This is a genomic window from Streptomyces sp. NPDC001508 (genome assembly GCF_040298665.1).
Taxonomy (GTDB): Bacteria; Actinomycetota; Actinomycetes; order Streptomycetales; family Streptomycetaceae; genus Streptomyces.
On the sequence record NZ_JBEPAP010000040.1, the window covers coordinates 1 to 22,511 of the forward strand.

The following is a 22,511-nucleotide window of genomic DNA, read 5'->3' on the forward strand; positions in this document are numbered from 1 at the left end:
GTATTTCTCCGCATCGTGCGGCGGAGCACCGTTGGCGATCGTCCGCCAGTACATCGAGCAGCAAAAACGTCCGCTCTAAAAGTGCACGTCAGAGCAATCTTGAGATGCATTCATCCCCGGCGTGAACGCCGGGGCTTTCTGCAAGGAACCCGGTAATCGCAGCTCCAGCGCCTGCACGGTCACGCTTGACGTCGTGGGCCAGTGCGCCCAGGCTCGGAAACTCAAGGATCGGCACTCGCCTCCACGCACCCGATGCCGCCTCGTACAACTCCCGGCGGCGAACGCGGTCCACGGCGCATCTCTGCGTGATCACTGCATCCCCGGCCCTGGGTCGGTGGACCGGGTACGGCGATCGTAGCTGTATGACGTAGCGTCACACCATGATGTACACGTGGTAGTTCACGACGCACGGTCAGCGAACCGCCACGCTGCGTGGTATCTAGCCGACAACGCCGAGGTAGGCGGCCATGTCGCGCATCTCGGCGGTCAGAGTGCGCTTCCGCTTACCCAAGATCTCTTCCATGGTCTCGGCGGCCATGCTCTGATGCCTCAGCCACTCCGGGGCCGTTTCTCGGACCTGCGACAGCTCTTCCATCGCTGCCGACAGGTCACCCGTGCGGATGTGTGCGCGCGCCAGGTCGAGGGTGAATCGGTTGCCGTCGTTGGTGCTGGGCCTGCCCAGGCGTTTCCACGCCTTCGGAGACAGGGCCTCTTCCTCCCCCGCCTTACGCACGACCGTACGGGCGTCACCGATCAGCATGGAGTCTTCAAGTGCCTTCACAGCTGCGGTAACCGGTCCGAAGACAGACCAATGCCGGGAGACGTTACGGTGCGCCGTACCGACCGCTGTTGCCGCCACGCGTGCGGCATTGCGGTACTCCTTGGCTTCCTCGGGGCGGTTGTTGCGTGCGGCTGCCGCGGCGGCTTCCATCGCGAGTCCGCCCCATGCCGCGTAGTGGTCGGGCTCGGCCTTGGTGATCTTCGGCTCCACCACGTCCATGCTCGAAGCGGCGATACGTTCAGCTTCCTCGAACCGGCTTTGCCGCACCAACAGCCAGCACATACCGCCGACTCCGGAAGCGGCGGCGAGCATGTCCCCAGCGTTCTTGGCGTCGGTCACCGCTGCCGTGAGGGCGGTATAAGCGATGTCATACTGCCGCACCTGCGTCAGGTAGGTGCCTGCCAAGCGCTGGGCCTCAGCGCGGGCCAGCAGGGCCTGCCGGTGCTCTTCTCCGCTGTCGTAGTAGGCGACCGCCCGCCCGGCATCACGCAACAGTCCCGGCAACTGCGAAGCAACGCTCTTGTAGCTGTCCGAGAAGTAGAGGACCCGCGCGTCCTGAACCGTCCGGCGGAACACTCGTAGGTCGGGCTCCTCGTCGGCCGTCTCCGCTACCGGGTCGGCGAGTCCTACCGCTGGGGTCAGCGCGGCCCGAAGCTGAATCAGGTTGACGCGGTTCGACTCCTCGGCCTGCCCCACCGGTTCCGGGGCGTCCGAGGCCATGAGCGCGGCCGTGGTCACGTTCAGCGCGCGGGCGAGGCCGTGCAGCGTCTCCATGCGGACCGTACCGCCCTGCTCGACCTTCCGCACGGTTCCTGGCGATACGCCTGCCGCGTGGGCTAGTTCTTCCTGGCTCAGACCGGTGCGACGCCGGTGCTTCCGTACGTTGTCCGCAAGCTCAGTCGTCATCTGCTCACCTACCTCCAGCGCCACGGTACGCCGGACGGGCGAACTGGCCGGAGTTGTTACGGCAGATGCTTTCAAGCATCCGCGATTCGGCCGGTCCTGCGCGTTCGGAAGCGGCCCGAACAATGAGCCGTCCCGCTCGACCCCCTGCGCGACAAGGCCCCTTGGCCCGTCCGGAATCGAGCGAGTGCGATTCCGGTGCCGCGTCCGCGATCGATTCCGGTGCCGCGTCGTCGTACGGTGCACCGCCGAGCCGTCAAGATGCGGCACCGATCTGCGCGGAGTGCTCGGCGACATCGCCGGCGCGCGTGGGCCGGCACGCCGTTCATCCGGCCCGTACCTCTCGGTCGCTGTCGTCCGGTACGGCGTCGATCTTCGCCGGGCCCATGTCCAGCGGCCAGGCATCCTGGCTCACCGAGATAAGGATCCGTCGCCGGAGTGACGGCCGGGTCATACTCGGCCCATGGAAACCGATCTTCACGAGCTGTTGCGGTCGCTGCGGGTGTGGGACCCGGCGGTCACGGAGCTGCCGCCCTTCGACCCGGCCGCCGCCCCCGACACCCCCCTGCCCCTGTTCACCACGTGGTTCGCGGAGGCGGTAGCGGCCGGTCAGCCCGAGCCGCACACGATGTCGCTGGCGACGGCGGACGCGGACGGCAGGCCGGACGTGCGGATCGTGATGCTGCACGGCGCGGACCCGGCGGGCTGGTCGTTCGCCACGCACGCCACCAGCCGCAAGGGCCGCCAGCTGGCCGAACGGCCGTACGCGGCCCTCGCTTTCTACTGGCCGGTGCTGGGCCGTCAGGTCCGGGTGCGGGGGCCGGTCGCGCCGGCCCCGCCGGAACAGGGCCAGGCGGACCTGCACGCGCGTTCGACGGGGGCGCTGGCCGCGGCGCTCACCGGCCGCCAGAGCGAGGTGCTGCCGTCGCCGGAGGAGCTGCGGCGCGCCTCGGAGGCCGCCTGGCGGCAGGCTCAGGAGGATCCGACGGCGCCGGTACCGACCTGGACGCTGTACCGGCTCCGCCCGGCGGAGGTCGAGTTCTTCCAGGGGGACGCGCACCGCCGCCATGTACGCCTCACCTACACGCACCGGGAAGGGCGCTGGGCCCGGGAACTGCTGTGGCCGTAAGCCCGCGCCCGGCTACTCGCCCGTGCCGAACCCGTACACCGCGAAGTCGGCGACGGGCCGGTATCCGATCCTCTGGTACAGGCCGTTGCTCGTCGGGTTGGCGAGGTCCGTGAACAGCAGGACCTCCTGGGCGCCCGCCTGCCGTGCCGCTTGGCTCACCATCGCGGTGACGGCCCCCGCGTAACCGCGTCCGCGCAGGTCGGCCGGGGTGTACACGGTGGTCACCCGGATCTGGTCCGCGATCTTCGAGGTGACCGCGGCCATGGTGACGGGGGTGCCGTCGGGGATCTCCCAGACGGTGACGCCGCCGTGCGCGATGCGGCTGTCGGCCCAGTCGGCGGCGAAGGCCGCGGAGGCGGGCCGGCCGACCGCCGCGGTGAACTCCTCGTACCAGCGGCGCACCAGCTCCCGGTCCGGCGGTCCCGCCGCCCTCGCCCGGCCCTGCGGCGTCGGCTCAGGTGCCGTCAACTCGCCGAGGCGGTACAGCCGTTGCCGCTGGCGGAGGCCGTCGGCCGGGCCGCCCGCCATGCGCTGCCAGGCCGCCGCGAACGTCCGGCCAACGCCCCGAAGGGGCGCGAGGCTGTATCGATTTGCGGCTCCGCCGCGATGGGGGTCCCCCCTGTTCGAGCGAAGCCGAGAACTTGGGGGAGCGACCAGCCACAACGGCGCCGCACACGCAACGACACCACACCGCGGCATCCCCGGAGGGGCTATGTGGGGCGGAACACGGGCACGCCGACGCGGAACGTCACCGTCAGATCCGCGCCCGCCCGGAGGGCTGTCGCGTCGCAGTCCACCAGTTCCGTCATCATCCGCGGCCCCTCCGCGAGGTCCACGACGGCGGCGACGTACGGCGTGCGCTCACCGAAGGGCGGCAGGTCGTTGCGGTGCACCACGGACCAGGTGTAGAGCGTCGCCCGACCGCTCGCCCGCTCCCAGCCGACGTCCTCGCTCCAGCAGTGCGGGCAGAACTCCCTCGGGTAGTGGTGCGCCCGGCCGCAGGCCCGGCAGCGGCGCAGCAGGAGCCGGCCGTCGGCCGCCGCGTCCCAGTACGGCCGGGTGAAGGCGTCGACCTCCGGTCGGTCGAAACCCTCCGCACGCATCAGAACCACCCGAGCGCGGCGTCGAGGGACCACGTCTGCCACGCCATGCCGAACAGCCCGACGACCGAGATGAGCGCCATCATCGAGTTCTGCCCCTGCTCGGCCCAGTCGTGGATCATGAGGACGAAGTAGACGAGGTTCAGCAGCGCCCCGCCGGCCAGCGCGAGCGGGGTCAGAAAGCCCAGCACCAGGCCGACGCCGAGGGCGAGTTCCGCGTACAGGACGACGTACGCCATCGTCCTCGGCCGGGGTTTCACCACGATGTCGAAGCCGGAGCGGACCAGGGTCCAGCGGTGTTTCGCCGCGATGTCCGCGGCCCATGTGATGCCGCTGCCGCGCCGGAGCCAGGCCTTCCTGTCCTTGTGCCGCCAGCTCTCCAGCCACCACAGCCCGAGCCCGACGCGCAGCACCGCCAGCCACTCGGCACCGCTGAGCCAGATCGTGTCCATGGACCCTCCCCGCCCGCCGCTTCGAATCTGACGGTATGTCAGTTCAGCTAGTTCAGCGGACGCCCGGCGCGCACGCAAGGCCGGCACCGCAACCGGACCACCGCAACATCCCTTGGAACCAAAGGAACTTGACCGCAACCGGACTTGTCCGCAACCGGGCGGACCGCGCGGGCACACACCGGGATTCGCGCACATCCGAGTGCCGCATGTCACAAACCCCGCCCACTCCCCCCACACCCGTGATCAATCCGGTACCAATTCCGGTCTTGACCGAGACCCATCAACGATGTGCGTGATTACGCTCGCGCTCATGGCCGTCTCCCGCGCCTCCGCGCAGCACCCCACGACACCCGCCGACCGCCCCGTCTATGTGATCGGCGCCGGACCCGGCGGGCTGGCCGCCGCGCACGCGCTGCGGACCCGTGGCGTACGGGCCGTCGTCCTGGAGAAGGCCGACCGGGTCGGGGCGTCCTGGCGGCGCCACTACGACCGGCTCCGGCTGCACACCACCCGCCGCCTGTCAGCACTGCCCGGGCTGCCGATCCCACGCCGGTTCGGGCGCTGGGTGGCACGCGACGACGTGGTGCGGTACCTGGAGAAGTACGCCGAGTTCCACGCACTGGAGATCGTCACCGGGGTCGAGGTGTTCCGCGTCGAGCGGTCGGCCGACGGGACGGGCTGGCTGCTGCGCGCCTCCGGCGGCCGTGAGCTGACCGGCAGTGCGGTGGTGGTCGCCACCGGGTACAACCACACCCCGTACGTGCCCGACTGGCCGGGGCGCGACGCGTACCTGGGCACGTTCCTGCACGCCGGCGAGTACCGCAACGCCGAGCCGTACGCCGGGCGTGACGTGCTGGTCGTCGGGGCGGGCAACACCGGCGCGGAAATCGCCGTCGACCTGGTGGAGGGGGGCGCATCTCGGGTGCGGCTGTCCGTGCGCACCGCCCCGCACATCGTGCGGCGGTCCACGGCGGGGTGGCCCGCCCAGCACTCGGCCGTACTGGTACGGCGCCTGCCCGTCGCGCTCGTCGACCGGCTCGCCCGGCCGATGGCGAGGATGAGCGTGCCCGACCTGTCCGCGTACGGGCTGCCGCGACCGGAGACCGGGCTGTACAGCCGGGTCACCGCGGGGGCGATCCCGGTGCAGGACGTGGGCCTCGTCGACGCCGTACGGTCCGGCCGGGTCGAGGTCGTGGCCGCCGTCGAGGGCTTCGAGGACGGCAAGGTGGCCCTCGCCGACGGCGGCCGGCTGTCGCCCGACGCCGTGATCGCCGCCACCGGGTACACGCGCGCCCTGGAGGGCCTGGTCGGCCATCTCGACGTACTCGACGCGCGCGGCAGGCCGGTCGTGCACGGCGGTCACACCCCGGCAAACGCCCCCGGCCTGTACTTCACCGGCTTCACCAACCCCATCAGCGGCATGCTCCGTGAAGTGGCACTCGACGCCGAGAAGATAGCGAAGAAGATCGCGACGCGATCATCACGGGGAGCGTGAGGCGGACAGCACGGCAAGCGCACCCCGGGCCGACACAGCGAGCGCAACGCGGGACGACACAGCGAGCGCAACGCGGGACGACACAGCGAGCGCAACGCCGGCCGGCACGGGGACTGCGAAGCCGGCCGGCACGGGGACTGCGAAGCCGGCGGCAGCCACGTCTCAAGTGACTTTGCCCGCACAGGCGTTCCTGACGCTGCGTCAGTTCAGTAATCTGACGTAGCGTCAGTTAATTGTGCTGTCACACAGGAGCGGGCGGACCGATGCTTGGATCGACCCACGGCACCCTCACCACCGACTCCCGCCGGGCCCGGATCATCGCCTGCGACGAGCAGCGCCCCGGGGCCGCCGTCCACGGCCGGGCGGCCGACGTGGACGACCTCGACGTCAGCGGACGGCCGCTGCACGCGGACGTACCGGACCTGGACCGCTTCTTCCGCCCCCGGTCCGTCGCCGTGATCGGCGCCTCGGACACGGAGGGCCGGCCGAACACCGGTATCACCCGGCAACTCCTGTCCTGGGCCGACCAGGTGGGGGCACGGGTGCACCCGGTGCATCCGACCCGGCCGGCCGTCTTCGGCATCCCCTGCGCCGCCTCCGTCGCCGACCTGCCCGAACGCGTCGACCTCGCGGTGCTGCTGGTCGCCGACCCCCTGCCGCTGATCGCGGAACTCGCCGACGCCAAGGCGCGGTTCGCGGTCGCCTTCGCCTCCGGGTTCGCGGAGACCGGTGCGGCGGGCGCCGCGGCCCAGGCCGAACTCGCCGCCGCCGTACGGGACTCCGGGCTGCGGCTGCTCGGGCCGAACACCAACCTCAACGCCTTCGAACGGTTCCGGGACGACCTCCAGGGGCCCGCGATCGCGCTCATCACCCAGTCAGGCCACCAGGGGCGCCCGGTCTTCGCCCTCCAGGAACTGGGCATCCGGCTCTCCCACTGGGCGCCCACCGGCAACGAGGCCGACCTGGAGAGCGCCGACTTCATCTCCTACTTCGCCGAGCGCCCCGAGGTCGGCGCCATCGCCTGCTATGTGGAGGGCCTCAAGGACGGCCGCTCCTTCCTGCTGGCCGCGGACCGGGCCGCCCGGCGCCGGGTGCCGGTGGTCGCGGTCAAGGTGGGACGCACGCAGGCGGGGGCCCGCACCGCCGCCTCCCACACCGGCAAGCTGACCGGAGCGGACGACGTGGTCGACGCGGCCATGCGGCAGTACGGAGTGATCCGGGTCGACGGGCTGGACGAACTCCAGGACACCGCCGCCCTGTTGGCCCGGTCCCGGCCCCCGCGCGCCGACGGTGTCGTCGTCTACTCGATCTCCGGCGGCACGGGCGCGCATGTCGCCGACCTGGCGGCCGGCGCGGGACTCCACCTGCCGGAGCTGTCCGCCGGCCGGCAGGCGGAGCTGCACCAGTGGATACCGGAGTATCTGAGCGTGGCCAACCCGGTCGACAACGGCGGCCATCCGGTCGGCGACGAACGCGGCCGGAAGATCATCGACGCGATTCTCGCCGACCCCGAGGTGGGGGTGCTCATCTGCCCGATCACCGGGCCGTTCCCGCCGCTGAGCGACCGGCTCGTACGGGACCTGGTGGACGCGGCGGAGACCACCGACAAGCTGGTGTGCGTGGTGTGGGGGTCGCCGGTGGGCACCGAGCCCGCCTACCGCGAGGTCCTGCTCGGCTCCTCCCGGGTGGCCACCTTCCGCACGGTCGGCAACTGCCTCACCGCCGTCCGCGCCTACCTCGACCACCACCGCTTCGTACGCGCCTACCGCTCCCCCTTCGAGGAGGCGCCACGCTCCCCCTCGCCCTCCTTCCGCAAGGCGCGGGCACTGCTGCGGCCGGGGCAGCAGCTGAGCGAGCACGCGGCGCAGCAACTGCTGCGCGCCTACGGCATCCGGGTGCCGCGCGAGCAGCTGGTGACCAGCGCGGCGGGCGCCGTGCGGGCGGCCGGGCAGGTCGGCTATCCGGTGGTGATGAAGGCGTCCGGGACGCGGATCGCCCACAAGACCGAGCTGGGCCTGGTGCGGATCGGGCTGACGTCGGCGAGCCAGGTGCGGGACGCCTACCGCGAGTTGACCGACACCGCGCGGTACGAGGACGTCTCGCTGGACGGCGTCCTGGTGTGCCAGATGGTCGAGCGGGGCGTGGAGATGGTCGTCGGCGTCACCCACGACGACCTGTTCGGGCCGACCGTCACCGTGGGCCTCGGCGGGGTGCTGGTCGAGGTGCTGCGGGACACGGCCGTGCGGGTGCCGCCGTTCGGCGAGGAGCAGGCCCGGGACATGCTCGGCGAACTGCGCGGACGGGCACTGCTCGACGGGGTGCGGGGGCGGCCGCCGGCCGATCTCGACGCGCTCGTCGAAGTCGTCCTGCGGGTGCAGCGCATGGCCCTGGAACTCGGCGGCGAACTGGCCGAGCTGGACATCAACCCGCTGATGGTGCTGCCCCAGGGGCAGGGCGCGGTGGCCCTGGACGCGCTGGCGGTGTGCCGGTGACCGGCAAGGCGCCGGCGGGGGCGTCCGGTGGCGCGGTGACGGGGATACGGCACGAGGTGCGCGACCGCGTCTCGCGCATCACGCTCGACCGGCCCGAGGCGCTGAACGCCCTCACCCCCGAGCTGCGCGAGCGCCTCATCGCGCTGCTGGCGCAGGCGTCCGCCGACCCGGACGTACGGGCCGTGGTGCTCACCGGGACCGGGCGCGGCTTCTGCGCGGGGGCGGACCTGCGGGGCGGCACGGCGAGGGGCGAGCGGGTCGCCGGTGATGTGGCGCGCATGCTGCGGCTCGGGGCGCAGCGGCTGATCGCGGCCGTACTGGACTGTGAGAAGCCGGTGCTGGCCGCGGTGAACGGCACGGCGGCCGGCCTCGGCGCGCATCTCGCGCTCGCCTGCGATCTGGTCCTGGCCGCCGAATCGGCCCGCTTCATCGAGGTGTTCGTGCGCCGCGGCCTGGTGCCGGACGGCGGCGGCGCCTATCTCCTGCCCCGGCTGGTCGGCCCGCAGCGCGCCAAGGAGCTGATGTTCTTCGGCGAGGCCCTGTGCGCGGCGGACGCGCAGCGGCTGGGGCTCGTCAACCGGGTCGTGCCGGACGGGGAGTTGGCGAGGACGGCGGGGCTGTGGGCGGAGCGGCTGGCCGCCGGGCCGACCCGGGCGCTCGCCCTCACCAAGCAGCTCGTCAACGCCTCCCTCGACGCCGACCGGGCCACCGCGTTCACCGCCGAGGCGACGGCCCAGGAGATCAACATGACCACCCAAGACGCCCAGGAGGGCCTGACAGCCTTCGCCGAGCGCCGAGATGCCGTCTTCAAGGGCCGCTGACCGCCACGACGCCTCAACGGCACAGCCCGTTCCCGGACCACCGGGTTCCAGAGCCGCCCGTCTCCGGGACCACCGAGTCCGGCCACAGGCTTCCGGGACGGCTGGATTCCAGCGCTACCCGCTTCCAGGACGACCCACTTCCGAGCAGACCCGCTTCCAGGACCACCGGATTCCAGCGCTGCCCGCTTCTGAACCACCGCGGGCTCCAGGACTCCCCTTCCCGGGGTCGCCGGCTTCCGCCGCCGGGGCTTCCTATCTGACGGATCGTCAGCTTCAATGTGGGGTGTGATGGGACACGCAGGGATGGCGGCCGCCGCCGTCCGCTACCTCAGGTCCGTGCCGGGCTCCGCCGGCCCCGTCGAGCCGCTGCCGCGCCCCGATCTGCGATGCGTCCGCGAGGACGAGCGGGCGCCGGTGGACCGGACGGAGTTCCGCCGGGTGCTCGGCCACTTCGCGACCGGCGTGACGGTGATCACGGCACCGGCCGCCCAGGGCGAGACCTCCCCGGCCGGCTTCGCCTGCCAGTCCTTCTCCTCCCTCTCCCTCGATCCCCCGCTGGTCGCCTTCATGGTGGGCCGTACGTCGACGACCTGGCCGCGCATCGCCCGCGCGGGCGTCTTCTGCGTCAACGTCCTCGCCGCGGACCAGGGCGACCTGTGCCGCGCCTTCGCGGTGAGCGGCGCGGACAAGTTCACGGACGTCCCCCACGACGCCGCCCCGGTCACCGGCTCCCCCCGGCTCGCCGGGACCGCCGCATGGATCGACTGCACGATCCACGCGGTGCACACGGGCGGCGACCATCTGATCGTGGTGGGCCGGGTGACCACCCTGGGCACCCCCGCCCAGAACACCCCACCCCTGCTGTTCCACTGCGGCCGCTTCCTCTAGGGCGTGTTTCGAAGGTCCCGTCCGGCCCGCCCTCCGGGCGGACGACGCTACTTTCGAAACACGCCCTAGCCGAGTTGCCGGTCCAGGCGGGCCGGACCGACCGGGTGGGCGGCCGTTGCCGGGGTCGGTGGGTGGCGGCGGATGATCAGGGCCATGAGGGCCGCTGCCGCGCACAGGGTGCCGGAGGCGTACCAGACCATGTCGTAGGAGCCGAAGACATCACGGCAGACGCCGCCCAGGTAGGCGACGAGGGCCGCGCCGATCTGGTGGGAGGCGAGGACCCAGCCGAAGACGATGGCGCTGTCCGTGCCGTACTGCTCGCGGCACAGGGCGAGGGTGGGTGGCACGGTGGCGACCCAGTCGAGGCCGTAGAAGACGATGAAGAAGACCATCGGCGGGTGGATGCTCGGCCCGAGCAGCATGGGCAGGAAGAGCAGGGAGATCCCGCGCAGGGCGTAGTACACGGCGAGCAGACGGCGCGGCTCGAAGCGGTCGGTGAACCAGCCGGAGGCGATCGTGCCGACCACGTCGAACACGCCGATGACCGCGAGCAGCGAGGCCGCCGCCGTGATGGGCATGCCGTGGTCGTGGGCGGCGGGCACGAAGTGGGTCTGGATCAGGCCGTTGGTGGAGACGCCGCAGATCGCGAAGGTGCCGGGACGACTCGGCCCACCTTCACCAGGAAGCGCAGACCCTACGGGAACGGCTCGACGGGTTGGCCTTGTCCTACGCCTCCGGGTCCATCACCCTGTCCCAGATGACGGCCGGTACCGAGGCGATCCGGGCCAGGCTCGACGAGGTCGACGAGAAGCTGTCCGGTGTCACTGGCCTGCCCCCGATCGACCCCGTATCGGGCATCGCTGGCCTGATTCAGGACTGGCCGAGCACTCCGCTCCCCGTCCGTCGAGCGTGGGTCAAGTTCGTCACCACGATCACGCACGATGCACACGAACGGCTTCAAGAAGGCGGCGAAGATGACCGTGGACGACTACATGACCGTGGAGTGGAACCACACCGCCGACGACGAACAAGACGCGTAGCCTGCCTCGCTCGACTGGCCCCGCTCTCACCAGAAGGCGGGGCTTCGTCATGCCTGATCAGAAAGGGGGCGGCTCTTGCCCCGCTTCATGGAGCCGGTCGGTCAAGCCGTCGTAGTCGAACTCCACCGGCATGGGAGCCGCGTACGCGTCGCCGAACCAGCGTCGCCGCTGTTCCTCTTGCTTGACCTTGCCAAGGTCCAGATCACTGGACCGTCCGGCACCTTGCCTGTCTTCGCGAGCCAGCCCTCTTTACGCAGCCTGGCCAACGATCTTGTTGACCGTCTGCTCTGGAGCCTTCCCGCCGTAGCCGAGCTCCCTGGCGATCGTCCCGTTGGAGGGGCACACGTTCTCGCCCGTCTCGTAGTCCGCGTACAACCCCATCGCGACGCCGACCAACTTCTCTGCGGGCTTCATGTCAGAGCGCACCAGCGCGCGACGCCACACGTGTTCCTGTATCGCGGACTTCCCCTTCCTGAAGACACATCCGCCCCGCCTACGTCACGGGGGGGACCCGCAAACGTACACGCCACGCAAGGGAAAAGCGCAGGTCACTGCATGTGAGCCGCCTCTCAAAATGAGGCCGCGTGCGAGCCCGCCCTCGCTACGCTGATGCGATGAGCCAACAAGACAGCGTCCCTGACTACGACCTTGCGTTCGCCCTCCCGGTATCCGGCTTCGAACTGGTCAAGCGGGGCCGACTCTGGCTCGGCTCCTTCGCGTTGCCACCATTGCCGTCAGGGCATCGCCTCCGTTGAACACCTCTGCGGGAGAGTGGAGTTGAAGCAACGTGCGCATTGCTCGCCAAGTAGAGCTCGCCGTACTGTGACCGGGTGGCAACCTTCAACCAGGCCAACCAAACCGTCGGCGTTCAGCACAACGCCGAGAACATGATCGTCGGAACGCCGACCTCGATGGCGGATCTTACTGCTGGACTGAACGGCCTCCTGAGGCAAGCGCAGCGGATGGAGCCACCCCTGCCTCCCGAGGCACAGGCGGAGCTGGAAGCCGCCCGTGATGCCGCAGTGTCTGGCGACACCGTAGAGACGGGAGGGCGGCTGCGACGGGTTCTTGAGATGGGCAGCCTGGCCACGGGCATTGGGAGTCAGGTCGCCGCCATGCTTGGGGCGCTCGGTGGGTGAAACTAGATTCCACCAGCAGAATCAGTACGTAGGTCAGCAGTTCAACGCCGATCGCCAGGAGTTTGCCGGCGCGAGGGTCGGCACCGATTACACCGTCGTGGGCGGTCTCATGACCGTCAACTACTACACCGACCCCGTGGGCGCAGAGCATTGCCGTACTGCCGTCGATGTGCACTTGATGCTATGGAAACTTGTCGATCTCGCCGTCAAGTTTCGGAAAGTCCCAGAGACAAACAAAAGTAAGGGAGATCAGTTCCACGAGTTCCGGTCGCTGATGGACGCGATCGAGGAGGTCGTCGACGAGGTCGATCGACGCCTACGTCGGCTGTACGCCGTAACGGGATCAGATGGCCGAGCATTGGAGATCGCCGAGAGGATCATTTCGATCCAGTGCATTGCCATGATGGTGGCAAATGCGCAAGCTACGGGCAGAGCCATGGAGCCGGACGAGGTCCAGCATCTGGAAACCTGGCCTTCCAGTACGTCTCTGTGGCGCCACTTGCGGTCCCTTCACGAAGAATTCCGAGCCCTGGCCATCAAGCCTTGAGCGGCCCTGAAACCGTGGCGCGATCTTGGCCGGTAAGACGTGGCGGTCGAGCAATACCCCTTCAAGGGGGCATACCCCACCCCTCCCCCCTTCCCTTTGGCGTCGTCTCGGCGGCCCGCTTCGCACGGTCCCTCCTGGACCTTGTGACCATGGTCGACACCCTTCGAGAGCGGGGCATCGCCTGCACCTCGTGCGCCGCGACCACGGCACCGCCGTCGCCAACGAGGTGGCCCGCAGCATGGTCGTACCGCCGCACCGCGACGGCGGCCAGGCGCAGTACATCCACCGGCCGGTGCCGGAGCCGCAGTCGGCCACCACGACCGCCGCCCGCGCCTGGGCGCTGGGCCGCCTGAACGAGCCGATCCAGCTGCGCGACCTGGCCGAGCAGGAGGCCATGTCGGTACGCACCTTCACCCGCCGCTTCCGCGAGGAGGTCGGCGTCAGCCCCGGCCAGTGGCTCACCCAGCAGCGCGTCGAACGCGCCCGGCACCTGCTGGAGTCCACCGACCTCTCCGTCGACCAGGTGGCCCGGGACGCGGGCTTCGGCACGGCCCAGTCGATGCGCCAGCATCTGCAGACGGCGCTCGGTGTCACACCCACCGCGTACCGGCGCACCTTCCGCGCGGACGGTCAGAAGGTCAGCACCGCCCGGGCCAGCCGTCCCGCCGCCGCGTCCGCCCGGGCCCTGTCGAAGTCCTCGACCGGGTAGGTTCCGGTCACCAACTCGTCCAGCAGCAGCCGCCCTTGGCGGTACAGCTCGGCGTACAGGGCGATGTCGCGCTGCGGGCGTGCCGAGCCGTAGCGGCAGCCGAGGATCGACTTGTCCAGGTACATGGCGGAGACCAGGAAGGACGCCTCGGCCGTGGCCGGCGGCACCCCGAGCAGGACCGCCTGCCCGTGCCGGTCCAGCAGATCGACCGCCCGGCGGATCAGGTCGGTGTGGCCGACGCACTCGAAGGCGTGGTCCGCGCCGGTCGGCAGGACATCCCGCACCGCGTCCGTCGAGGTCAGGAAGTCGGTCGCGCCGAACCGCCGGGCCACCGCCTCCTTCGCCGGATTGGCGTCCACCGCCACGATCCGCAGCGCGCCCGCGATCCGGGCGCCCTGGACGACGTTCAGACCGATCCCGCCCGCGCCGATCACCAGCACGCTGTCCCCGCGCTCCACCCGGGCCCGGTTGAGCACGGCCCCCACCCCGGTCAGCACCCCGCAGCCGATCAGCGCGGCGCACGGCAGCGGGACGTCCTTCGGAATGCGGACCGCCTGCACCGCCTTGACGACCGTGCGTTCCGCGAAGGCCGAGTTGGACGCGAACTGGAACAGCGGCTCCCCGCCACGGGTGAACGGCCGGCCCGGGCGGCCGATGGCCCGGCGGCACATGGTCGGCCGGCCGCGGTCGCAGTCCGCACATGTGCCACAGTTCGCGAGCGTGGATAACGCCACATGGTCGCCGGGGGCCACATGTGTTACGCCCACACCGACCGCCTCCACCACCCCTGCGCCCTCATGGCCCAGCACCACCGGAACCGGGAAAGGTATGGTGCCGTCCACTACCGACAGATCGCTGTGGCACAGCCCGGCCGCGGCGACCGCGACCAGCACCTCGCCCGGGCCCGGATCCCGTACCCGAAGGTCGTCGACGACCCGTATCCGCTCACCGTCGAACACCACACCGCGCATCACACGACTCCCCTCGACCCCTTTGGCTCCCTCGGCAGGCCGAGCACACGCTCGGCGATGATGGTGCGCTGAACCTGGTCGGAGCCGCCGTAGATGGTGTCGGCCCGGGAGAACAGGAACAGGTGCTGCGCCGGGTCCAGTGCGTACGGCTGCTGCGGGGACCAGTCCGCCGGTCCTGCGGCGGCCGCCGCGCCCCGCACCCGCACCGCCAGTTCGCCCAGCCGCTGGTGCCAGCCCGCCCACAGCAGCTTGGCCACGCTGGGCGCGCCCGGGTCGTCCGCGCCGCCCAGGGTGCGCAGGGCGTTCCAGCGCATGGTGCGCAGTTCGGCCCACAGCCGGACGAGGCCGGCGCGCAGGACCGGGTCCGCTGCCGCGCCGGTCCGCACGGCCGTGCGCACGACCTGCTCCAGTTCCCGCGCGAAGCCGATCTGCTGGGCGAGCGTCGACACCCCGCGTTCAAAGCCGAGCAGGCTCATCGCCACCCGCCAGCCCGCGCCCTCACCGCCGACGACGTGCTCCACGCGTGCGTGCGCCCCGTCGAAGAAGACCTCGTTGAAGTCGCTCGTGCCTGTCAGCTGCCGGATCGGACGGACCTCGATCCGGCCCGGCTGGTCCATGGGTACGAGCAGGAAGCTGAGCCCGTGGTGCCGGCGGGAGTCCGGGTCCGTGCGGGCCAGCACGAAGCACCAGTCGGCCTCGTGGGCGAGGGAGGTCCAGATCTTCTGGCCGCTGACGCGGTAGCCGTGCGGCCCGCGTACGGCGGTGGTGCGTACGCCCGCCAGGTCGGAACCCGCGCCCGGTTCGCTGTAGCCCTGGCACCACAGCTCCTCGCCGGCCGCGACGGGCGGCAGGAAGCGGGCCTTCTGCTCAGCGGTGCCGTGCGCGATGAGGGTGGGGGCGAGCAGGTTCTCGCCGATGTGCCCGGAGCGTGGGGGCGCGCCCGAGCGGGCGTACTCCTCGGCCCAGGCGACCTGCTGGGTGAGGCCGGCGGTGCGGTTGCCGTAGCCCGGCTCCGGCCAGCCCAGACCTATCCAGCCGGCCTTGCCGAGCGTGCGTTCCCAGGAGCGGCGGTCCTGGGTGGCGCCGGCGTGCGCGGCGAGCCAGTCGCGGGCCTCGGAGCGGAATGCGTTGTCCTCTGGCGTGAAGCCGAACTCCATGGTGCGTCTCCCTGCGCGGGGCGTTGGGCGGGGGCGGGGTCGCGCGCCGTTGGGCGGGCGTTGTCGGCCGATTGCGGGTGCGGTGGGCTGGGGCGGGGTCGCGCCGTGGGGGCGGGCGCCGGCCGTTGTCTGCGGGCGCGCTGTGGCTTGTCGCGCAGTTCCCCGCGCCCCTTTGCGCGCTGTGGCGGGCGCCGGCCGTTGGCTGCCGGTGCGGTGGGGCCGGGGCGGGGGCGCGCCGTGGGGACGGGCGCTGTCGGCCGGCTGCCGGTGCGGTGGGGCTTGTCGCGCAGTTCCCCGCGCTCCTTCGGGGACTGTCGGGCCGTGGGCTTTCCGCGCGGCGGAGCCGCATGTCGCTGTAGCGCCGCGCCCCTATTGGGGCGCTGCCCGGTGGCGGAGTCATGTGTTTGGGTGGGTGTTTGAGCGGGCTGCCTTTGCCATTGCCGGCAGTTGGGACAGCAGGGGCATCGGGTCGGTGCCTACCGTGCCGGGCAGGAAGTCGGCGATGCGTTCCGGGGTCCAGGTGCCCTCCGTGTAGGCGGCGCGCAGTTCGCGGGGCTGGGCCCAGACGGCGATCTTGGGGCCGGCGATCGTGTACACCTGGCCGGTGACGGGCAGTTCGCGGGCGCGGTCGGAGAGCAGGTAGACCACGAGCGCGGCGACGTCCTCCGGTTCGCCGATCTCCGTCAGCTCCATCGGGACCCCGGCCGACATCCGGGTGCGGGCCACGGGCGCCACGGCGTTGGCGGTCACCCCGTACCGGTGCAGGCCGAGCGCCGCGCTGCGGACCAGGGAGATGATGCCGCCCTTCGCGGCGCTGTAGTTGGCCTGGGACACCGAGCCCTGGTGGTTGCCGCTGGTGAAGCCGATCAGCGTGCCGGACCGCTGTTCGCGCATGACCGCGGCGGCGGCGCGGAACACGGTGAACGTGCCCTTGAGATGGGTGGCGAGCACCGGGTCCCACTCCTGCTCGGACATGTTGAACAGCATCCGTTCCCGCAGGATCCCGGCGACGCAGACGACCCCGTCGAGGCGGCCGTACGCCGACAGGGCCGTCTCGACGACCCGCCGGCCGCCGGCCATCGTGGAGACGTCGTCGGCGACCGCGACCGCCTCGCCGCCCGCCGTCTCGATCTCCTTGGCCACGCTGTCGGCGACCTCGCTGCTCGGCGCGGTGCCGTCAGTCGCCACGCCGTAGTCGTTGACGACGACCCGCGCTCCCTCGGCCGCCGCCGCGAGGGCGACCGCGCGGCCGATGCCCCGCCCGGCGCCCGTGACGGCGACGGCCTTGCCTGCCAAGAAGTTCCCCACGCCCGGCCCCTTCCCGCGGTTTCTGACGGACCGTTAGATTTTATGGCGCCGCAGACAGCCGGAGACAAGCCCCGGGAGGCCACGATGTCCTTGCCCGACGAGTTCCACGCCATCGCCAAGCGTGTGAACAACTGGGGCCGTTGGGGGGCGGACGACGAGATCGGCACCCTGAACCTGATCACCGACGAGGTGGTCCGGCAGGCCGCGGCCACCGTCCGCTGCGGGCGCCGAATCCCGCTCGCGCTGCCGCTGCACCGGGACGGTGTGCAGACCGGGATGATCCCCGGCCGGGTCAATCCGCTGCACGCGATGGTGCAGATCAACCAGGAGGTCTTCGGGCCGGGGACGGTCGCGTGCAGCGACGACGCCGTGACGATGGGCCTTCAGGCCGGCACACACTGGGACGCACTGACCCATGTCTCGCACTCCGGGAGGCTCTACAACGGGCGGTCCGCCCACACGGTGTCGGCGCACGGCGGCGCGGAGTTCGGCGGCATCGACAAGGTCCGGCACCTGGTCTCCCGCGGGGTGCTGCTGGATGTGGCACGCGCGCGTGGCGTGGACCGGCTGGAGGGCGGGCACGCGGTCACCCCGGAGGATCTGGAGGCGGCCGAGGAACTGGCCGGCACCCGGGTGCGGGCCGGTGACGTGGTGCTGGTGCGCACGGGGCAGATGCGGGTGTACCTCGCGGGCGACAAGCACGGTTACGCCCATCCCTCGCCGGGTCTTTCGGTGCGCACCCCGGAGTGGTTCCACGCGCGCGACGTCGCGGCCGTCGCGAACGACACGCTCACCTTCGAGGTCTTCCCGCCCGAGATCGACGGGCTGTGGCTGCCCGTGCACGCCCTCGACCTGGTGGAGATGGGGATGCTCCAGGGGCAGAACTGGAATCTCGAAGAGTTGTCCACAGCCTGTGGAGAAGCGGGCCGGTATGCCTTCCTGTTGTCGGCGATGCCCGAACCGTTCGTCGGCGCCACGGGTACGCCGGTCGCCCCGGTGGCCATTGTCTGAGGCTTCTTCCGGGGCTCCGGCCCGACCCACACTCGACAAGGGCTTCCGTCACCGAGCCCTTGCCGTCCCCTCGCGGCGAATCGCAGACCACAAGCGTGATCAAACGGTCACGACGCGTCAACACCCGTACGGGGATTTATTGCTTATGCCCTCTTCATACGGGGTGCGCACGGATGCATGGACCGGCGCATCGCCGTGCCCTGCGGCTACACCGCCTCGAACGCCAGCCCCTCGTACGCGGATCCGCCGCCCCCGTACGCCGCCGCCGCGCTCCCCCGGGGCCGGTCGCACCGGTCGAGTTCGCACCAGATGCGCTTGCCCCCGCCCTCCGGGCTCCAGCCCCAGCGGTCGGCGAGGCCGTCGACGAGCGCGAGACCCCGGCCGCCGGTCGCCTCGCCGCCGGCACACCGCGGCACCGGCGCCCGGGCGCTGGTGTCGGCCACCTCCAGGCGCACCGTGGCCGGCTCCGCCGCCGTACCGGGCAGTGAGAGCCTGAGGACGGCGGGACAGCCGGTGTGCACCACGGCGTTGGTCACCAGCTCGGACACGAGCAGGATCAGGATCTCGGCCAACTGCTCGTCGGCCGCTATCCCGGACCCGGCGAGCCGTGAGCGCGCCCATCTGCGGGCCCGCCCCACCTCGGCGGGGTCGGGTCGGATCTCCAGCTGCACTTGAAGCACCTGCACCGCTCACACCATCCGAACCGGCGGACACATGACCCGACGCCACGCGCACGCCACGACGAGGGCCGCGACGAGCACCACGACGAAGGCCACGATCGTAGCCATCTTCTGCATGGGCAGGACAACGACCACAGCAAGGGTCACGGAACGTGACTCCCTTACGAGACAGCATGGTTGACGTACAGTCACCCCAACAAGCGCTTCGGGCATATTCCAGCGCGAAGGAGTACGCGTGCGGCATACTGTGCGACGCTCGCGGCGGGGGGCCGCACGGGCGGGGACGAAAGCCCCGATCGCCCCGCGAGCAGCGGCGCGCACCGCCGGATGCGGAGCCACCCCAGGGGCAACACCGGCATGGCTCGTGCTCGGAACCGCTCGCATCCCACACAAGGTACCGGAGGGGACGGCCGACTCCGGGCCGTGACGAGTCATGCGGAGGACACAAGCTGATATCGACGCTCCGTGATCCGCTGATGCCACGATCCGTGACATCCACGAGGGGTGTGCGGAACCCCGGCGGCCCGGCGGGTTCTCCCCGGCCGTCAGCCGGCCAGATCGGCGGCGAGCAGTTCCGCCCCGTCCGTGCCGCCCCCGCCGCGCCGGGCCCGCAGCCATGCCCGTTTCAGCTGGAGATGAACCTCGGACTCCCAGGTGAAGCCCATGCCGCCGTGCACCTGGAGGCAGTCCCGGGCGCCGCGCACGGCCGCCTCGTCGGCGAGCAGCCGGGCCGCCGCGATGTCCACCGGGTCACCGGTGACGGCCGCCGCGTACACCGCCGCGCGCGTCGTCTCGGCCCGCACCAGCATGTCCGCGCACAGATGTTTGACCGCCTGGAACGCCCCGACGGGCTGTCCGAACTGCTCACGCGTCCGGGCGTGTTGCACGGCCAGTTCGCACACGCGCGTGGCCGTGCCCAGTTGTTCGGCCGCGGTGAGCAGGACCGCCACGGGGTCCGGCGCGACGGGGTCGGCCGCCTCGCCCGCCGTCCCGGCCCTGGCACCGCCCCCGGCCCCGCGCCGGGCCCCGGCCGGAGGCACCCGGTGCAGCGGGGTCAGCGGATCCACGGACCGCACCGGCATCGCCGCGGAGGCGTCCCCGCGTACCACGTCGGCCGCCGCCAGCCACTCCACGAGGCCCCCGTCCACGGCCGTCACCACCGCCTCCCCGGTGGCCGCCCCGGGCACCGTGCCGGCCGCCAGGTGGGTGGCCACCAGCGGGCCGGGCAGCAGCGCCCGGCCGGCCTCCTCGAAGGCCAGCACCGCCTCCGGCAGCCCGGCCCCCGCCCCGCCGTCCGCCTCGGGCAGCCGCAGCGCGAACAGGCCCGCCGCGCCCAGCTCCCGCCACAGCGTCCGGTCCAGGCGGGGCGGCCCGAGCGCGGCCCGCGGCTGCCACGCGTCCCGCCGCCGGTCCAGCAGCTGCCGCACCCCGTGTTGCAACGCTCTCTGTTCGCCGGTGAGTTGGAAGCGCATCCGGCCGCTCACCGCCCCTTCGGCAGGCCAAGAATCCGTTCGGCCACGATGTTCCGCTGGATCTGCGAGGTGCCGGCGGCGATGGTGTACGACAGGGAGGACAGCCGGTCGAGTACCCACGGCCGGTCCAGGTCGAGGCAGTCCGCGCCGAGGACGTCGGCCGCCGTGTCGTACAGCTCCTGACGGGCGTGCGAATACCTCAGTTTGAAGACCGAACCGCCGGCCCCGGGCACCCCGCCGACCCGTTCGGCCTCGCTCACGTTCCACTGCGTCAGCCGCCACAGGGCCCGGAACTCCGCGTTGAGCGCGCCGAGCCTGCGGCGCAGCGCCGCATCGTCCCAGCGGCCGCCCGCGCGGGCCTCACGGGCGAGTTCGCCCAGCACCCGGCGGCAGGCGATCACCTCACCGGCGAAGGCCGTGCCGCGCTCGAAGGAGAGCGTCACCATGGTCACCCGCCAGCCGTCGTTCTCCGCGCCGACCCGGTTGGCCACCGGCACCCGCACCTCGTCGAGGAAGACCTCGGCGAACTCCGCCGACCCGGCGAGCGTGCGCAGCGGCCGTACGGTGACGCCCGGGGCGTCCATGGGCATCGCCAGCCAGGTGATGCCCCGGTGCCGCGGCGCGTCGGGGTCGGTGCGGACCAGCAGTTCGCACCAGTCGGCGACCTCGGCGTGCGACGTCCAGATCTTGGACCCGCTCACCACATAGTCGTCGCCGTCCCGCCACGCGCGCGTGCGCAGCGCGGCGAGGTCGGATCCGGCGTCCGGTTCGCTGAAGCCCTGGCACCACACCTCCTCGCCGCGCAGGATCGGCGGCAGCCAGCGCGCCCGCTGCGCGGCCGTGCCCTCCGCGGCGATCGTCGGGCCGGCGTGCAGCAGCCCGACGAAGCCCGCGCCCACATAGGGCGCGCCCGCCCGCTCCGTCTCCTCCAGGAAGATCAGCCGCTGCGTCGGGGGCGCGTCCCAGTGCACGTCGGCGTACCCGGCGTCGTACAGCATCCGCTGCCAGCCGAGGTCGTAGGCGCGGCGCGCGGGCCAGTCCTGCGGGGACGGACCGGCCGGCAGGGTGGGCAGCGCCTTGGCCAGCCACTGCCGCAGCCGCGCCCGGAAGTCCTCCTCCTCCGGCGTGTACGACAGGTCCACTAGCGGTCCAGGTCGAGGCCGAGCATGCGGATCGCGTTGCCCCGCATCAGCTTGTACACGGTCTCCTCGTCGAGGCCCTTCACATGGTCGAGGGCGACCTCCTTGGTGTGCGGGAAGGTCGAGTCGACGTGCGGATAGTCGGTCTCGAAGGTGGCGTTGTCGCGGCCCACGGCATCCAGGGACGCGATCCCGTGCTTGTCGCGGAAGAAGCAGCAGAAGATCTGCCGGTAGTAGTACGTCGACGGCGGTTCCGGGATCAGGTCGCGCACGCCGCCCCAGGCGCGGTGCTCCTCCCAGACGTCGTCGGCGCGTTCCAGGGCGTACGGGACCCAGCCCATCTGGCCCTCGGAATACGCCAGTCTGAGCCGCGGGAACTTCACCAGCACGCCGCTGAACAGGAAGTCCATCATCGAGGCCATCGCGTTGTTGAAGCTGAGCGAGGCCTGTACGGCGGGCGGCGCGTCCGGCGAGGCGGCCGGCATCTGCGAGGAGGAGCCGATGTGCATGTTGACGACGGTCCCGGTCTCCTGGCAGGCGGCGAAGAACGGGTCCCAGTGGCCGGAGTGGATGGAGGGCAGCCCGAGGTGGGTGGGGATCTCGGAGAAGGTCACCGCCCGCACCCCGCGCTCGGCGTTGCGCCGGATCTCCGCGACCGCCAGGTCCACGTCCCACAGCGGGATCAGACACAGCGGGACGAGCCGGCCGCCGCTGCCCGCGCACCACTCCTGCACCATCCAGTCGTTGTAGGCGCGCACACAGGCGAGCGCGACCTCCTTGTCGTGGGCCTCGGCGAAGGTCTGCCCGCAAAAGCGCGGGAAGGTCGGGAAGCAGAGGCTGGCCTCCACGTGGTTGAGGTCCATGTCCTTGAGCCGCTCGACGGGGTCCCAGCAGCCGGGCCGCATCTGCTCCCGGGTGATCCCCTCCAGGGTCATCTCGTCGCGGTCGAAGCCGACGGCGGCGATGTTGCGCTTGTAGGGGAACTTCAGGTCCTCGTAGATCCACCAGTCGGTGGGCTGGCCGTCCGGGTCCATGGTGATGCGGTACTTGCCGCCGATATAGGCCAGTTCGCCGATCCCGGCGGTGAGCGGCTTGGGCCCGCGGTCCCGGTACTTCGCCGGCAGCCAGGTCTCGAAGAGGTGGGCGGGCTCGATCACATGATCGTCGACGCTGATGATGCGGGGCAGTTCGGGCATGGGTCCCCTCCGCCTGACGTGATACTGACGGCCGCCGTATCTGATGGGCTGTCAGAAATCCTCCGGGCAGGAGACTAGTCG

At 71.4% G+C, this 22,511-nt stretch carries 21 protein-coding genes and 3 pseudogenes; 10 read left to right on the top strand and 14 right to left on the bottom strand.

From position 1 onward, the window contains the following. Positions 1-79: pseudogene (locus tag ABT245_RS46215) on the top strand (IS200/IS605 family transposase); the annotation flags it as partial. Positions 80-439: 360 nt separating this feature from the next. On the opposite strand, the gene ABT245_RS29420 reads toward ABT245_RS46215, so the two are convergent. Then, positions 440-1,687 carry a helix-turn-helix domain-containing protein gene (locus ABT245_RS29420; protein ID WP_351739055.1) on the bottom strand — a complete coding sequence of 416 codons (1,248 nt, stop codon included), beginning with the start codon at positions 1,685-1,687 and terminating at the stop codon, positions 440-442. A gap of 460 nt (positions 1,688-2,147) precedes the next feature. Between ABT245_RS29420 and ABT245_RS29425 the strand changes: the two genes are divergently transcribed. Then, positions 2,148-2,813 (top strand): pyridoxine/pyridoxamine 5'-phosphate oxidase, encoded by a 666-nt coding sequence (locus ABT245_RS29425; RefSeq protein WP_351739057.1) that lies wholly within the window; start codon positions 2,148-2,150, stop codon positions 2,811-2,813. A 12-nt stretch (positions 2,814-2,825) separates the two neighbouring features. Here the strand turns inward: ABT245_RS29425 and ABT245_RS29430 are convergent, their stop codons facing one another. The 3 genes from ABT245_RS29430 to ABT245_RS29440 all read right to left on the bottom strand — a co-directional run bounded on the left by ABT245_RS29430 (position 2,826) and on the right by ABT245_RS29440 (position 4,365). Next, entirely contained in the window at positions 2,826-3,341 is a 516-nt protein-coding gene (locus ABT245_RS29430; protein ID WP_502982219.1) for a GNAT family N-acetyltransferase, read from the bottom strand. 182 nt (positions 3,342-3,523) lie between these two features. Further along, complete coding sequence (locus ABT245_RS29435; RefSeq protein ID WP_351739060.1) at positions 3,524-3,916, bottom strand: Zn-ribbon domain-containing OB-fold protein; 393 nt, start codon at positions 3,914-3,916, stop codon at positions 3,524-3,526. Next, positions 3,916-4,365, bottom strand: a complete 450-nt coding sequence (locus ABT245_RS29440) for a DoxX family protein (protein WP_351739063.1) — start codon at positions 4,363-4,365, stop codon at positions 3,916-3,918. Before ABT245_RS29440 ends, ABT245_RS29435 begins: the two co-directional genes overlap by 1 nt. 310 nt (positions 4,366-4,675) lie before the next feature. On the opposite strand from ABT245_RS29440, the gene ABT245_RS29445 reads away from it, so the two are divergent. From ABT245_RS29445 to ABT245_RS29460, 4 genes are all read left to right on the top strand, one after another. Continuing rightward, complete coding sequence (locus ABT245_RS29445; RefSeq protein WP_351739066.1) at positions 4,676-5,860, top strand: flavin-containing monooxygenase; 1,185 nt, start codon at positions 4,676-4,678, stop codon at positions 5,858-5,860. Between the two features lie 263 nt (positions 5,861-6,123). Further along, a complete protein-coding gene (locus ABT245_RS29450; protein ID WP_351739069.1) occupies positions 6,124-8,352 on the top strand; it encodes an acetate--CoA ligase family protein in 2,229 nt (742 codons plus the stop codon). A gap of 35 nt (positions 8,353-8,387) precedes the next feature. Continuing rightward, entirely contained in the window at positions 8,388-9,173 is a 786-nt protein-coding gene (locus tag ABT245_RS29455) for an enoyl-CoA hydratase/isomerase family protein (protein ID WP_351739252.1), read from the top strand. Between the two features lie 288 nt (positions 9,174-9,461). After that, on the top strand, positions 9,462-10,061 hold the full coding sequence (locus ABT245_RS29460; RefSeq protein ID WP_351739071.1) for a flavin reductase family protein: 600 nt from the start codon (positions 9,462-9,464) through the stop codon (positions 10,059-10,061). A 65-nt stretch (positions 10,062-10,126) separates the two neighbouring features. On the opposite strand, the pseudogene ABT245_RS29465 reads toward ABT245_RS29460, so the two are convergent. Both ABT245_RS29465 and ABT245_RS29470 read right to left on the bottom strand, forming a co-directional pair. Next, positions 10,127-10,717: pseudogene (locus ABT245_RS29465) on the bottom strand (MFS transporter); the annotation flags it as partial. A 633-nt stretch (positions 10,718-11,350) separates the two neighbouring features. Then, a complete protein-coding gene (locus tag ABT245_RS29470) occupies positions 11,351-11,515 on the bottom strand; it encodes a hypothetical protein (protein ID WP_351739074.1) in 165 nt (54 codons plus the stop codon). 416 nt (positions 11,516-11,931) lie between these two features. Between ABT245_RS29470 and ABT245_RS29475 the strand changes: the two genes are divergently transcribed. The 3 genes and pseudogenes from ABT245_RS29475 to ABT245_RS29485 all read left to right on the top strand — a co-directional run. After that, positions 11,932-12,240 (top strand): hypothetical protein, encoded by a 309-nt coding sequence (locus ABT245_RS29475; protein WP_351739077.1) that lies wholly within the window; start codon positions 11,932-11,934, stop codon positions 12,238-12,240. Next, positions 12,233-12,787: a hypothetical protein gene (locus ABT245_RS29480; protein WP_351739080.1), complete on the top strand. Its 555-nt coding sequence runs from the start codon at positions 12,233-12,235 to the stop codon at positions 12,785-12,787. The genes ABT245_RS29475 and ABT245_RS29480 overlap by 8 nt, the downstream gene beginning before the upstream one ends. A gap of 181 nt (positions 12,788-12,968) precedes the next feature. Continuing rightward, positions 12,969-13,496: pseudogene (locus ABT245_RS29485) on the top strand (helix-turn-helix domain-containing protein); the annotation flags it as partial. On the opposite strand, the gene ABT245_RS29490 reads toward ABT245_RS29485, so the two are convergent. From ABT245_RS29490 to ABT245_RS29500, 3 genes are all read right to left on the bottom strand, one after another. Then, positions 13,418-14,467 (bottom strand): alcohol dehydrogenase catalytic domain-containing protein, encoded by a 1,050-nt coding sequence (locus ABT245_RS29490; protein ID WP_351739083.1) that lies wholly within the window; start codon positions 14,465-14,467, stop codon positions 13,418-13,420. The pseudogene ABT245_RS29485 and the gene ABT245_RS29490 sit on opposite strands and share 79 nt — an antisense overlap. Beyond that, positions 14,467-15,624, bottom strand: a complete 1,158-nt coding sequence (locus ABT245_RS29495) for an acyl-CoA dehydrogenase family protein (RefSeq protein WP_351739086.1) — start codon at positions 15,622-15,624, stop codon at positions 14,467-14,469. The genes ABT245_RS29490 and ABT245_RS29495 overlap by 1 nt, the downstream gene beginning before the upstream one ends. A gap of 396 nt (positions 15,625-16,020) precedes the next feature. Further along, the gene (locus tag ABT245_RS29500) at positions 16,021-16,932 is read right to left on the bottom strand and encodes an SDR family NAD(P)-dependent oxidoreductase (RefSeq protein ID WP_351739089.1); all 912 of its coding nucleotides are present in this window, start codon (positions 16,930-16,932) and stop codon (positions 16,021-16,023) included. Positions 16,933-17,016: 84 nt separating this feature from the next. Here ABT245_RS29500 and ABT245_RS29505 point away from each other — a divergent pair, with 84 nt between their 5' ends. After that, the gene (locus tag ABT245_RS29505; RefSeq protein WP_351739091.1) at positions 17,017-17,943 is read left to right on the top strand and encodes a cyclase family protein; all 927 of its coding nucleotides are present in this window, start codon (positions 17,017-17,019) and stop codon (positions 17,941-17,943) included. Between the two features lie 206 nt (positions 17,944-18,149). Here ABT245_RS29505 and ABT245_RS29510 read toward each other — a convergent pair whose 3' ends face one another. The 5 genes from ABT245_RS29510 to ABT245_RS29530 all read right to left on the bottom strand — a co-directional run bounded on the left by ABT245_RS29510 (position 18,150) and on the right by ABT245_RS29530 (position 22,430). Further along, entirely contained in the window at positions 18,150-18,614 is a 465-nt protein-coding gene (locus tag ABT245_RS29510; protein WP_351739093.1) for an ATP-binding protein, read from the bottom strand. Between the two features lie 18 nt (positions 18,615-18,632). Continuing rightward, positions 18,633-18,770, bottom strand: a complete 138-nt coding sequence (locus ABT245_RS29515) for a hypothetical protein (RefSeq protein WP_351739096.1) — start codon at positions 18,768-18,770, stop codon at positions 18,633-18,635. 398 nt (positions 18,771-19,168) lie between these two features. Then, positions 19,169-20,095, bottom strand: a complete 927-nt coding sequence (locus ABT245_RS29520; RefSeq protein WP_351739254.1) for an acyl-CoA dehydrogenase family protein — start codon at positions 20,093-20,095, stop codon at positions 19,169-19,171. Positions 20,096-20,103: 8 nt separating this feature from the next. Beyond that, complete coding sequence (locus ABT245_RS29525; RefSeq protein WP_351739098.1) at positions 20,104-21,237, bottom strand: acyl-CoA dehydrogenase family protein; 1,134 nt, start codon at positions 21,235-21,237, stop codon at positions 20,104-20,106. Further along, a complete protein-coding gene (locus tag ABT245_RS29530; protein WP_351739101.1) occupies positions 21,237-22,430 on the bottom strand; it encodes an amidohydrolase family protein in 1,194 nt (397 codons plus the stop codon). The genes ABT245_RS29525 and ABT245_RS29530 overlap by 1 nt, the downstream gene beginning before the upstream one ends. Positions 22,431-22,511 lie beyond the last annotated feature (81 nt).